This is a genomic window from Pseudoduganella guangdongensis, assembly GCF_009857475.1.
Classification (GTDB): domain Bacteria; phylum Pseudomonadota; class Gammaproteobacteria; order Burkholderiales; family Burkholderiaceae_D; genus Rugamonas; species Rugamonas guangdongensis.
This window is the reverse complement of record NZ_WWCJ01000022.1, coordinates 1-12,992: the sequence shown is the minus strand read 5'-3', so window position 1 is coordinate 12,992 and position 12,992 is coordinate 1. Positions and strand designations below refer to the sequence as shown.

At 59.3% G+C, this 12,992-nt stretch carries 9 protein-coding genes and 2 riboswitches; of the genes, 3 read left to right on the top strand and 6 right to left on the bottom strand.

Annotated features, from left to right (window positions below; translation table 11 throughout):
• Window positions 1-342: 342 nt before the first annotated feature.
• The gene (locus tag GTP41_RS22570) at window positions 343-732 is read right to left on the bottom strand and encodes a hypothetical protein (protein WP_161027845.1); all 390 of its coding nucleotides are present in this window, start codon (window positions 730-732) and stop codon (window positions 343-345) included.
• A gap of 1 nt (window position 733) precedes the next feature.
• Window positions 734-3,994 carry an nSTAND1 domain-containing NTPase gene (locus GTP41_RS22565; protein ID WP_161027844.1) on the bottom strand — a complete coding sequence of 1,087 codons (3,261 nt, stop codon included), beginning with the start codon at window positions 3,992-3,994 and terminating at the stop codon, window positions 734-736.
• 187 nt (window positions 3,995-4,181) lie between these two features.
• Between GTP41_RS22565 and GTP41_RS22560 the strand changes: the two genes are divergently transcribed.
• On the top strand, window positions 4,182-5,522 hold the full coding sequence (locus GTP41_RS22560; RefSeq protein ID WP_161027843.1) for a hypothetical protein: 1,341 nt from the start codon (window positions 4,182-4,184) through the stop codon (window positions 5,520-5,522).
• A 3-nt stretch (window positions 5,523-5,525) separates the two neighbouring features.
• The gene (locus tag GTP41_RS22555) at window positions 5,526-7,049 is read left to right on the top strand and encodes a hypothetical protein (RefSeq protein WP_161027842.1); all 1,524 of its coding nucleotides are present in this window, start codon (window positions 5,526-5,528) and stop codon (window positions 7,047-7,049) included.
• Here the strand turns inward: GTP41_RS22555 and GTP41_RS22550 are convergent.
• The 4 genes from GTP41_RS22550 to gcvT all read right to left on the bottom strand — a co-directional run bounded on the left by GTP41_RS22550 (window position 7,046) and on the right by gcvT (window position 11,986).
• Window positions 7,046-7,375 (bottom strand): DUF6677 family protein, encoded by a 330-nt coding sequence (locus GTP41_RS22550; RefSeq protein WP_161027841.1) that lies wholly within the window; start codon window positions 7,373-7,375, stop codon window positions 7,046-7,048. The genes GTP41_RS22555 and GTP41_RS22550 overlap by 4 nt on opposite strands.
• A 128-nt stretch (window positions 7,376-7,503) precedes the next feature.
• The gene (gcvP, locus tag GTP41_RS22545) at window positions 7,504-10,383 is read right to left on the bottom strand and encodes an aminomethyl-transferring glycine dehydrogenase (RefSeq protein ID WP_161027840.1); all 2,880 of its coding nucleotides are present in this window, start codon (window positions 10,381-10,383) and stop codon (window positions 7,504-7,506) included.
• A 65-nt stretch (window positions 10,384-10,448) separates the two neighbouring features.
• Window positions 10,449-10,829, bottom strand: coding sequence for a glycine cleavage system protein GcvH (gene gcvH, locus GTP41_RS22540; RefSeq protein ID WP_161027839.1), 381 nt, complete (start codon window positions 10,827-10,829; stop codon window positions 10,449-10,451).
• Between the two features lie 38 nt (window positions 10,830-10,867).
• Window positions 10,868-11,986: a glycine cleavage system aminomethyltransferase GcvT gene (gene gcvT / locus GTP41_RS22535; RefSeq protein WP_161027838.1), complete on the bottom strand. Its 1,119-nt coding sequence runs from the start codon at window positions 11,984-11,986 to the stop codon at window positions 10,868-10,870.
• Between the two features lie 46 nt (window positions 11,987-12,032).
• Window positions 12,033-12,136, bottom strand: a riboswitch (glycine riboswitch).
• A gap of 5 nt (window positions 12,137-12,141) precedes the next feature.
• Window positions 12,142-12,227, bottom strand: a riboswitch (glycine riboswitch).
• Between the two features lie 80 nt (window positions 12,228-12,307).
• On the opposite strand from gcvT, the gene GTP41_RS22530 reads away from it, so the two are divergent.
• Window positions 12,308-12,874: an RpnC/YadD family protein gene (locus GTP41_RS22530; protein ID WP_161027837.1), complete on the top strand. Its 567-nt coding sequence runs from the start codon at window positions 12,308-12,310 to the stop codon at window positions 12,872-12,874.
• The last annotated feature ends 118 nt before the right edge of the window (window positions 12,875-12,992 follow it).

Genomic DNA, 12,992 nt, shown 5'->3' with positions numbered 1-12,992 from the left:
AGAATCTCGATCTCGCCGCCCTGAATATGTCCAATTTCGACTTCGTGAATGCGTTTCATCCTGGAGTGTTGCATATCGGCGTTACCACGAGTGCTGGCAGACCTAACAAGATGGTTAGGTGCAAAGCTCAATTGCCGAGAATCTCAGAAATTCTGCCCACCGGGGGACCATACAAACTTTGATGGATTTAGATTAAATTGTTTCGACAAGGATAAGGCAACGACGGAGCTTGAATTAGTGGCGCGCGCGGCCGAAAAACGACGGCCGCGTGCATTTCCTACACCTAAATAGGAATCAAATTAAACGAGCTCGTTAGGCTCGCATTTGCTTTCCTGCCTCTCCTTAAGGCGGATTGTTAATGATGATTGGATATTCGTCACTTTCTTCCTTGCATTCTTCGTCAGCTGTACGAGCCAACGCCGCTGCTGCAGTTCCTTTTTGTTTGAACGTGAACTGGAGATTGAACTGTCCTTGAACCGTATTCTCATCTGACAGAATCGCTCGCTTTCCGTTCTGACTGATTGAGGGTTTACTAAGCTGGTCTTGCCCCACTTGCTTAATTCTTACCTTATCGATAACCACGTTATCTGGCGTAGGCGAAACTAGGCGGAAGCTCAAAATACTATCGTTGTCGTCGACATCAATAATTTTCGGATCAAACTCCGCGCTGTAGCCCGATATGGTTTCTGTTACGACAACCTTTACGTGTATGGTGTCGGAATCATTTTTCACTTTATCTCTCATAGGTTCCCTTTATCAACGGGTTAGTGGAAATTAACTGCCTAAAACGCTCGTCTCGATACCCCATTTTCTTAAGTTTTGAAAGATGGGCATTCACTGTCTCGGAGTTCCCTAAGCATAGATTTGTTCTAACACTCAGTGCAAGTAAAGTGTAATCGTTTGTGTTCGGATCAACTACATCTAAAGCGGCGAAAGAGCGTTTGCAGAGCGATAATGCTGAACTCGGCCCAGACGTGTGACGGACAATATCAGCTTTAGTCAAAATACTATCCACATATGTGCTAAGCAGCGACATATCCTTAGTCGCGCTCGTGTGGAGTACTTCGACGCGTTCGATTACCTGTTCTAATAGTTGAAATGCGTCATCTCGACGATTCAATGCAATCAGCATTTGCGCCCTAGCCAAATCAAATTTCGCAGACAGATTGGCAAGCCAAATATTTTTTGTGTCTGCACTCATCATTTTAGTTATTTTTGTGCAAACTTCGTTTAGCTCGTTCAAGATCTCGGCGGTATTGTTGGAATTTAATCTTGCTTCCGCCAGTCTTCCTTTCGCCTGCAATTGGAACTGCTGCCACATACGGTTTGTAGGATCCTTTTCCGAGAGAGCATTCATGATCTGCACGGCTTCTGCTAGTGCACGCTGCGCATCGACGCGTTCTCCAAAAGATGTGCTCAAAGTTGCCTGACGCATTAATGATGCGGCTAGCATGTTTTTGGCCCGCGCGTTGGAGGCTTGAACCGTCATAAGTAACTCCTGCTCTTCGCGATAAAACTTCATCGCCGTGGCAGGCTCGCCTGATTTCAGCGAGGTCTCCGCAATCCATGACAAGGTATTCGCCAATTCGCTCTTTTTTTTGTCATCTGGGGCGACTGCCTCAGCGGCTTGGCGTTGAAGTGACAACGATTTAGTAAAGGCTTCTTTGGCACGTTGATAGTCACTTCGGGTCATAGCTAAGGCACCTAAAGCCGAATGCGCATAGGATTGCTCGAGCCAGCCCTCAACGCGAGATGGATTGTTTGCAGCATAACGAATGCTGAATTCGCGATATTCAACTAAATATTTTTCTGCAGTATCGAGTTCGTTGCGGTTTCTGTAGTACGTGCCCAACAGAAAAGCGTTAGCTCCAGCTTCCTTTAAGAAATCTGACTGAACCTTGAATTCGCTAGGTGCATGGTGAATGAACTCTTTGATAGCCGTATTTATCTTGAACTGCTCGTCGCTTCTCCCTCGGGCGCCATGAACTTCCCCAATCAGTCTCATCGCTTTTATACGACTTACTAAAGACGCTAGGCTCGTCCCAGACTCGTCTTTCCTTCCTACATACGCCAACGCTTTAGTGCCTACGTCATCAAGCAGATCTAAGCGTCCGATTGGGCGCAATTTTTCCAAAAAATCACCCAGCATGTAAGTCATGAGACCTTCTGCTTCAGTTCGGTTGCGTTCCGCTTCTTGCTGAGCGAACCTCGCTCGCAGCGCAAAAATAGCGGTAAGAATCGCGAGAAGGCCGATCAGAATGGTCACGCCCAATCGAACACGCTCGGAAAAGCGTGCGCGATTGAGCGAAGTGCTTACATACTCTTTCTCTATAGGGGCCAGAGAGAAGTCTTTGAGTGCCAGAAGCTCTGACGCTTGTGCGACCTGGGTTCCTTGTGGGAGGAGAAGGTCGCGGCTTCGACCACCTTCCAGCCAGCGGTTGGCTTGGCCGCTGATACGGCTGCGCAGTTGGAGGGCGTGGCGGTGGTGCTCAATCCATTCGCTCACCCGGGGCCATTGGCGCAGCAGGGCTTCGTGCGCCACACCAAAGCTCGGTACTTCGCCCGCCAACTCGCTTACGAAAAGGCGTGCTTCGACCATGACCCGGACCAGCTCGCGCTCTTCTTCGGTGCGCAGAAGCGACAAGGGGCTTCGACGTGAGGTTACTGATCCGTGGTCTTCGCCAACGTTTACTATTAATGAAAGGACGTGCGGCAGTGCGTCAAGCTGGGATGCCGTTAGCTGCGAAACCACTTGTTCTGCACGAACACCGACTGCTCCCTCGATGCCGCCAAGTTGGCGGAATACGTCGAACCTAAGACTACCGTCATCGCCACGCTGGCGATAAAGCTCGTTCAAGGTGTATTGCAGCAGCGGCAGCATGTCATGGTTGCCCCTGGCGGCGTCGCAGAGGACGTCGTCCAGGCTTGCGCCGGTCGTTTCGTCCTTCTCAAATGTCAGGCTGGCTGCTTTGGCGGGCTCGCGCACAATCTGGGCTATATCTGCTCCATCGGGCGGCAACAGGTCGAAGTGGCCGCCGCGCGTTTTCAAGGTCAACAGCACTGGCTGGGCCATGACGTCGGGATAGAAGTCATTGCGGCATGCCATCAGCATCAGCAGGCAATTCGACTTGGCCAAGGCGTCGATCACGGCGATGAAGCGGTCGGCTTCGCCGGGTTGGGCGCGGAATACGGCTTCGAGGCGGTCGACGAAGACGCCGACCACGGCGCGGGAACAGGCACGTTCGCGCAGTTCGGCGGCGACTGCTTCCGGGGCTTCGGCTAAGCGACTGCCGAGGCTGTCAGCGCTGGCGCCGGGGAAGAGGGGCTGGCCGTTGATGTCGGCGTCGATCAGGGCGCCGGCTAATGCCTGGAACAGGGTGCCGCTGCCGAGGTCGGCGCAATCTAAATAGACGGTGCTAGTCAGGCCGATCGGTTCATCGGAGCGGGTAGCGCTTGCCATTAAATGTGGCAGCAGGCCGGCGCGGACGAGGGAGGTCTTGCCGGAGCCCGATGGGCCGAGTACCAGTGCCATCGGGCAACCATGGGCGGCCTGGGTCATCACCAGGTCGCGCAGTTGGGCGGTGGCTTGCACGCGGCCGAAGAAAATGGCGGCGTGATTTTCCTGGAATGCTTCAAGACCCCGGAACGGGGACCCGCCTTCCCAAACAGTTGAGGGCGGGGCTGCGAAGGTGACGATCGGGGCGATGGCGCGGTAGCCGCGCTTGCGGATTGTCTCAATATAGCGTGGTTCGGTGCTCGAGTCGCCAAAGGCGCGGCGTAGCTGGGTAATGGCTTTGTGGACCGGATTGTCGCCCAGTTCGTTGCTTCCCCAGCAAGCTTGCAGGATCTCTTCCGCCGGAATTACGGCGCCCGGATGGCGGCACAAATAGCGTAGCACGGCCATCACGCGTGGCTCGAGCTGCGTTTTTGCCTCCCCGTTGCTAACAATATTGGCTTCCGGACTGACTAACCAGTCGCCGAATTGGAACTCCATTGCCTGCCCAACCTTCTATTCTTCTGTTCTTATAAATCAATGACTTAGAAATCTTCCGGAGCAATTCTTCCGGTCCGGAAGGTTTCCTTCCGGCCGCCGGAAGATTTCCGGAAGGCTAAGGAAGACATTTTTACCTAAAGTGCGGTCATTGCCAAACGGCTAAATCTTAACATTCTCTAAAGCAAAAATGGTCACTACTAAAGCGGTATTTTTTGAGATCGGTTCCGAAACGGCGACTTCCGTACAACAGTTGTCGGCTAGCTGGTTTACTTCGGGAAATTTGCTTGAGAGCACTATCGCGGCAATGCGGGAGGCTGGAGAGTTTCCTAACAGCATTCGTTACGGCAGCATCGAGGTCGGCAGCCTGGCCTTGGGCGGCGAGGGTGAAGACGAAGCCGTGTTGCGTCCAATTGAGATTCGTTACGATTCGGCAAGCCCCAATTTGGCCCACCTGACCTTGACCCTGGGCGGAGGTAGTTTGCGCTTTTACAATGGTTATGGCCGTAAGGACATTTTGCGCCAGCCGGTCGCTGGCTGGCGTCTGGAGTTCACGGCGGCCGTAAATGAATACGGCGGCCTCGTTTTGCAGGCGGCATTGTGTGACGTTGATAAATCATATTTGCCATGTGATAACGCACCGCTGAAAGAATTCTTTATAACTGCGGTGGGCCATTGGCTGCGCAGCTGGGCCGGTCCAGTGCTCGAAAAAACGGCAATGCGCCGCGCGGTGATCAACCGCGAGAGCTTCCTGCGCCAATACATTTACCCGATGGTGGTGGAGAAGCTGCAGCGCCGCCTGGATTCGCTGCCAGATTATGTGGCCTCGCGCGAGGGCATCGCCCAGGTTAACCAGCATGAAAGCCAGAACGAGAAGTCGGGAGTGGAGGCGACTTTGAGCAACGGCGAGCGCGCGCGTTTTGTCCGCAACGTCAATGGTTGGACTTATCGCGACCATGTCCTGCTGAACTGGCAGGAGGCGAACCGCACTTTGCATGACCGCGAGTCCGAGCAGGACTTGCAGTGCACGGTGACCATGGGCCGCCAGGCCGGTCCGGATGGCGTGGTGCGCCCGACCCTGGATATCAGCAGCGTCCTGGGGCGCTATGAGTGGGACAGTGTCAAACAGGAGTTGCCGCTGTCGCGCCAGCGCAGCTATATGGGTAAGGCCTGGGCGCGCGCCACCTTGCAATGGTCGCTGCGCTTGCAGTGGCAGGTGGAGGATGGCCGCGTGACCATCGCCGCGCTGGCGCGCAAGGGTATGCCCGCTACCGATGCGGGCACCACCGGCATTTATGTGGTGTCCGATCCGCTGCCGCATTTGCTGAACGTCCAGCGCATCAACCTGTGGTGGGATGGCAATGCCGCCAGCCTGTCTTCGGTTCAACAAGATATTGCCGGTTCCTTGGCAACGGTCACGGGCGATATGTTCGCTGCCGTTGCGGAGGGGCTGGCCCCAGAGCGCAAGCTGGGGTGCCGTGACTTGCGCATCAACGAGTCTGGTGACATTGAAATCGAATTAGGAGCGTGAAGCATGTCTGTGCTAATGACGTCTGCGCCGGTTGCGCAGGTACGACAGTGGGGGGGCGCCAGTGCGTCTGGCGCCCTGAGTTATGCGGCCGCGCGCGTGGCGCGCATTGTGCTGCAGCGCGAGCCGATGGCGAGCGAGGCCCTGTCGTGGACTACTTTTTATAGCTGCCAGGGCGAGGCAGTGCGTGGGCGTGCTGAATTGGCGCTGAATCTGTTGGCGCGGCCAGAAGTGGCGGAGCTGGATGCCAAGGAGCGTTTGCTGCGCGCTTATAACGCGGTGTTTGATCGTTACGATGCTTCGCAGCCAGCGGATTTCGCGTACTGGCGCAGCCAGCTGACTGCGGGGCGCGAGCTGGCGTCGCTGGTACGGCAGGAGCTGGTGCCGCTGTATGAGACCGGCTACCGGTCCAGCCCGTGCGCGGCGCCGGCGGGTGCGCGCTTGCCGCTGTTCGTGGTGCGTGATTCGATTGGCTTGCCGTTGGTGTTTACGTTGGGCGCGAACCGTTCGCTTTACATGTTCCGCCGCACGCCTTTCGGGCGCTGGTCGCAGACGGATTTGAGCGGCATGCTGCCTTTGAATCAGGCGGGCAAGGTGCAGGCGCTGGATGTGCGCCAGGCGCCGGATGGTTCGATTGCGATTGCGCTGGCGATGGCGCCGTGGGGCAGCGCTGGCGGGCCGACTGTGCACGTGGCGGTTGGCGTGTCCAATCATCTCGATGAGGCGGGCTGGGTGGAAGTCATGCGCGGCATGGCGCCGCGCCAGGTGCCGGAGGTGGACGGGGATGTAACGCGTATTGCTTTCGGCTTGCTGCAGTCTGGCGCTGTGCCTATGGTGCTGGTGACGGCTTCCAATACCTGGTACTTCAATGCGGCGATGGATGGGCCGTTGATGGCTTGGGAGGAGCAGGGCGGCGCGGCGGCGTTGGCGACGGCGGTGGGCAGCTATCGCGTGCCGGGGGCATGGCGTCTGAGTGAGTCTTCGACTGGGCGTACGCTGCGTTTTAACAGCTTTGCGCGGGCGGCGGCGTGGGGGATTGCGATCGATTACCAGGGGTTGCCACGGCGTGCTTGCTGCCTGCACCTGGCGCCTTCCAATGTGCCGAATGTGCCGGATGTGTTTGTGGCGGGGGAGAGCATTGTTGTCTATCGCGGCGGGCAGTCGGTGCCGCAGCAGGTGGCGAATATCGGTGGCGCTTGCGTGGTGTGGAGCGAGGCGAATGCGGCTGGGGAGTACCTGGCTTATGGCGATGGGGCGGGCGGGCTTTGGCTGGTGTGCCGTAAGCCGGGCGGGCATTGGAGTGTGCCGGTGCCGATTGCTACTACCCTGGTGATGGCGGCGTTGATGGCGGCGCCGAACTATGGCGGGGTACACGCTATCGGGGTGACGCCGGGCGGCGCGCTGGCCTGGCTGCGCTTCAATTCGGATGGGGCGCAGGTGGGGGCGGAGGAGATTACCCAGGCTGCGGTGTGGGATGATGAGGCGCAGGAGGTGCAGCGGGCGGTTCGTGTTGCGCGGAGTGTGGCCTAGGCTTTGTCTTTAATTAGCAGGGCGTCGAGCAGGCTGGCTAACCAGCAGGCGAACATGATCCAGAGGGCGATGCTGTAGCCGGGCACGGTGGCGTAGCCAAGTAGCCGGTCGGTGACGGCGGCGATGTCGGTGGGCAGGTTGCCGGTGGCTGCGTCGTACATCAGTTTCATCGTGGCCATGGAGAGGCCGTACATTAGCCAGAGGAAGGCGGCTAGCGCGGGGACCATGAAGAGCAGGCCGCGGATGCGGCGCTTTTGGATGACCAGTTGGCCGATGCCGGGGAGCACCAGGCCGGATAACAGGGCTGATTTGGTGGATTGTTTCATTCACTTCCTTTTTAAACCCAGTAAAGCAGGGTCAGACCCTTGGGTCTGACCCTGCTTTACCGGGTTGCAGCAAAAAAAACGCCGGCACCCGAAGGTACCGGCGTTTTTCATTTCAGGCAAGCGTGCGCTTATGCGTAGTCGCTGACTGGAATGCAGGCGCAGAACAGATTGCGGTCGCCGTACACGTTGTCGGCGCGGCCGACCGGTGGCCAGTACTTCTGCTTGCGCAGCGAAGGCACTGGGTAGGCGGCGACTTCGCGGCTGTACTTGCGTTCCCACTTGTCGGCCAGCAGTACTTCGGCGGTGTGCGGGGCAAACTTCAGCGGGTTGTCCAGCTTGTCGAATTCGCCCGATTCAACCTTGGCGATTTCCGCGCGGATGGCGATCATGGCGTCGATGAAGCGGTCCAGTTCGATCTTGGACTCGGATTCGGTCGGCTCGATCATCAGCGTGCCTGGTACCGGGAAGCTCATGGTCGGTGCGTGGAAGCCGAAGTCCATCAGGCGCTTGGCCACGTCTTCGTTGCTGATGCCGGTGGCATCGGTCAGCGGACGCAGGTCCAGGATGCACTCGTGCGCTACCAGGCCGTCGTGGCCCGAGTACAGCACTGGGAAGTGCGGCGCCAGGCGGCGTGCGACGTAGTTGGCGTTCAGGATTGCGGTTTCGGTTGCTGCGGTCAGGCCTTCACCGCCCATCATGGCGATGTACATCCAGGAGATCGGCAGGATCGATGCGGAGCCGAATGGTGCAGCCGAGATCGAGCCGATGCCGTCTTCGCTGCGCACGTAGCCGTTGGAGCGCTGGTTCGGCAGGAACTTGGCCAGGTGTGCGCCAACGCCGATCGGGCCGACGCCTGGGCCGCCACCGCCGTGCGGGATGCAGAAGGTCTTGTGCAGGTTCAGGTGGGACACGTCGCCGCCGAACGAGCCTGGGCCGGCTACGCCAACCAGTGCGTTCATGTTGGCGCCGTCCACATACACCTGGCCGCCGTGCTTGTGGACGATGTCGCACAGTTCGGTGATGCCGTCTTCGAACACGCCGTGGGTGGATGGGTAGGTCACCATCACGCAGGCCAGGTTCTTGGAGTGCTGTTCCGCTTTGGCTTTCAGGTCGACCAGGTCGACGTTGCCTTTGTCGTCGCAGGCGGTGACCACAACCTGCATGCCGACCATGGCGGCGGATGCCGGGTTGGTGCCGTGTGCCGAGGATGGGATCAGGCAGATGTTGCGGTGGCCTTCGCCGCGCGACTCGTGGTACTTCTTGATCACCAGCAGGCCGGCGTATTCGCCTTGCGAGCCGGCGTTAGGCTGCAGCGAGACAGCGGCGTAGCCGGTCACGGCGCACAGCATGTCTTCCAGCTGGGCGATCATTTCGCGGTAGCCGACGGTTTGGTCGTTTGGTGCGAACGGGTGGATGGTCGAGAATTCCGGCCAGGTCACCGGGATCATTTCGCTGGTGGCGTTCAGCTTCATGGTGCACGAACCCAGCGGGATCATGGTGCGGTCCAGCGCCAGGTCCTTGTCGGCCAGGGAACGCAGGTAGCGCAGCATTTCGGTTTCGCTGTGGTAGCGGTTGAAGGTTGGGTGCTCCAGGTAGGCGGAGGTACGTACCAGCGCTTCCGGGAAGTTGGTGCCAACCGCTGCTTCGACTGCGTCGAAGTCAGGGGCTGCTTTGCCGCCGCTGAAGACATTCCACAGTGCTGCCAGGGTGTCGCGGTCGCAGGTTTCGTCCAGCGATACGCCGATATGGCGGCTGTCGATCTTGCGCAGGTTGATGCCGGCGGCAACAGCGGCTGCGTGCAGCGCGTCTGCCTTGTCGGTGGCGATGGTCAGGGTGTCGAAGAAGCTGTCGTTGACCGAGTAGCCCAGGGACTTCAGGTTGGCAGCCAGGATGCCGGTGTAGCGGTGGGTGCGTTCCGCGATCTGTTTCAGGCCTTTCGGGCCGTGGTAGACGGCGTACATGGAGGCCATCACAGCCAGCAGTACCTGTGCGGTACAGATGTTGGAGGTCGCTTTTTCGCGGCGGATGTGCTGCTCGCGGGTTTGCAGGGCCAGGCGGTAGGCTTTGTTGCCGTTCTGGTCGATGGTCACGCCAACCAGGCGGCCTGGCATGGAGCGCTTGTACTCGTCGCGGGTCGCCATGTAGCCGGCGTGCGGGCCGCCGAAGCCCAGCGGTACGCCGAAGCGCTGCGAGTTACCGACCACAACGTCGGCACCCCATTCGCCTGGCGGGGTCAGCATGGTCAGGGCCAGCAGGTCGGCAGCGACGATCACCATGGCGCCGGTGGCTTTCACGGTTTCAACGGCGGCGCGGTAGTCGCGCACAACGCCGTTCACGCCTGGGTATTGCAGCAGCACGCCGAAAGCGTCGGTCACGCCAGCCAGTTCGGACGGGTCGAAGGTCTTGACGGTGATGCCCAGCGGCTCGGCGCGGGTCTGCACCACTTCCAGGGTTTGCGGCAGCACGTCGTTGGCGACGTAGAAGGTCATCGACTTGGATTTGCCGACGCGCTGGATCAGGGTCATGGCTTCCGCTGCGGCGGTGCCTTCGTCCAGCATGGACGAGTTGGCGATGGCCATGCCGGTCAGGTCGATCAGGGTTTGCTGGAAGTTCAGGATCGCTTCCAGGCGGCCTTGGGAAATCTCTGGCTGGTACGGGGTGTAAGCGGTGTACCAGGCTGGGTTTTCGAAGATGTTACGCAGTACCACGCCCGGGGTGTGGGCGTTGTAGTAGCCCTGGCCGATCAGGGATTTCAGCACCTTGTTCTTGGACGCGATGCCCTTCAGCTTGGCCAGTGCTTCGTTCTCTGGCAGCGGCTGGAAGAACTGGCCCAGTGGCAGTTCGCTCTTGTTGCGGATGCCCGGTGGGACGATGGCATCGATCAGGGCGGCGCGGGTGGCGTAGCCGAGCACGTCCAGCATTTGCTGCTGTTCTGCGGCGTCCGGGCCGATGTGGCGGGCGATGAAGGCATCGCGGGCTTCAAGTTGGGTCAGGCTGGTGCGGGTCATGGTGAAAAATCTCTTGGCCAGAATGTGGAAAGGGCCGGCATAGAGCCGGCCCGATGATGCGGTGTTTACTGTGCGACTTTGCCGTATGCGGCTGCGTCCAGCAGGCCGTTGATGGCGCCTGCGTCGCTTGGCTTGATCTTGAACAGCCACGCGGAGTAGGCGTCGGCGTTGATCGACTCTGGGGCGCCGGCCACGTCTTCGTTCACGGCAACCACTTCACCGGCGATCGGTGCGTAGATGTCGGAGGCGGCTTTGACCGATTCCACCACGGCGGCGTCGGCGCCGGCGTCGTAGGATTGGCCCACTTTTGGCAGCTCGACGAACACGATGTCGCCCAGGGCGTCTTGTGCGAAAGCGGTAATGCCGACGGTCACGGTGCCGTCTGCTTCAGCGCGTACCCACTCGTGGGACTCGGTGTACTTCAGGTCTGCTGGAATGTTGCTCATATTGGCTCCAAGGCTAGGTGATGTTATTCAGTTTCTGGTCAGGCAACCAGGATTTTACCGTTACGGACGAAAGGCAGCTTGACTACGGTGGCAGCCAGCTTCTTGTCGCGGATCTCAACGTGCACGGTGTCGCCGACTTGCACGCCCATCGGCACACGGGCCAGGGCGATTGCTTGCTGCATGGTCGGGGAGAAGGTGCCGGAGGTGATTTCGCCCGCGTCGCCGTTGGCGGCGATAACTTTCTGGTGGGCGCGCAGTACGCCGCCTTTTTCACGCAGGATCAGACCGACGAACTGGGCGTTCTGGCCTTTGGCTTGCAGGGCTGCTTTGCCGATGAAGTCGCGCTCGGAGACCAGGTCGATGGTCCATGCCAGGCCGGCGTCCAGCGGGTTCACGGTGTCGTCCATGTCCTGGCCGTACAGGTTCATGCCGGCTTCCAGGCGCAGGGTGTCGCGCGCGCCCAGGCCTGCTGGCTTGACGCCGGCGGCGTTCAGGGCGTTCCACAGTTTTTCAGCCTGGTCGGCTGGTACGCCGATTTCGAAGCCGTCTTCGCCGGTGTAGCCGGTGCGGGCCACCATTGCTTCGCCGAAGGCGGTGCCTGGCACCAGGGCCACGTTGAATGGCTTCATTTCAGCGGTTGGCGCTTTCGCTTCCGGGATCACTTCCCATACCTTGGCGCGGGCGTTCGGGCCTTGCACGGCGATCAGGGCCATCGCGCCTTCGCCATCGCGGCGCTGGGTGATGCTGATGCCGGCGCCGGTGGCGGCGTTCTGCTGGTTCATCCAGGCCACGTCTTTTTCAGCGGTGCCGGCGTTGACCACCAGGCGGAACCATTCTTCGTTGATGAAGTAGATGATCAGGTCGTCGATGACGGTGCCTTCCGGGGTCAGCATGCAGGAGTACAGGGCTTTGCCCGATACCTGCAGCTTGTCGACGTTGTTGGCGACCAGGCCGCGCAGGAAGGAGCGTACGTTCGCGCCTTTCAGGTCCACGACGCACATGTGGGCCACGTCGAACATGCCGACGTCGGTGCGCACGGCGTGGTGTTCTTCAATCTGGGAGCCGTAGTTGACCGGCATGTCCCAGCCGCCGAAGTCGACCATACGGGCGCCGAGGGCACGATGAGCGTTATTGAGTGGGGTTGCTTTGAGCGTCATTGATACCTCGGGCCTTAAGAGTAGGGTGTTAACTGAACGTAATTTCGCCTACCCCTCTGTCCTTGGTACCTGAGAGATAGCGGGAAGATATCCCGCACGCCCCTTCGGTGGGCCCTGCGCTGTGGCGGGCCGCTCTCCAGAGTTCAGCCCTTGTGGGCCCCTGACCGGTCCTTTTGCCTGAGAGTTTCTGGGTTATGCCCCTTCGGCGCCAGCGTGCGCTGGTCTCTCCCGATCAAGACTTGGGACTATATGACAGCAGGGCAATAAAGTCAATCTTGCGGGCGGCGGGAACTCGGGCGCAGGGGCGTGGTCAAAGGGCGCATGGAAACGCCAAATGACGACTATGACAACCCTTGGAAGGCCGGACTGGATCGGTATATCCGGGACTTCATTATGCTGTTTTGCCCAGGGTTGGCTGCTGAAATCGACTGGTCTGTGGAGCCGGAATTCCGCGACCAGGAATTGCGCCAGGTGGCACGCGGCGCAACAACCGGCTTGCGCCGGCTGGATAAGCTGGTGCGGGTGCAGTTGCGGGATGGCCGCGAACTGTTTATCCATATCGAGATCCAGTTGTCGCGGCAGCGCGGGTTCGCGGAGCGCATGTTTACTTGCTGGGGGCGCTTGTCCGACCTGTATGCGTGCCAAGTCGTTAGTATTGCCGTGCTGGCGGACCGCAGCCGGAGCTGGCGGCCAAACGCCGTTTCTTTCGATGCATGGGGAACCCGGGTGCGCTTCGAATTCAATGCGGTGAAACTGTTGGACTTTGTTCCAGCGGAGCCAGGGATGGCGGCGAACTTCTTCGCGTTGCTTGCAGAGGCGCATTTCGCGACCATGCGGACCAAACGTAATTCCGCTGCGCGCCTGGTGGTGAAGACGCTTTTGACCTAATGCGCGGCAAGCCTCGGCCTTCAGGCCGAGGTCAAGAGCGCGGATGCCGCAGGCATCCTTCCGTGCGACTGCGATACGGAATGCTGTATAAAATTACAGTATGGAGCGCCTTCAATCA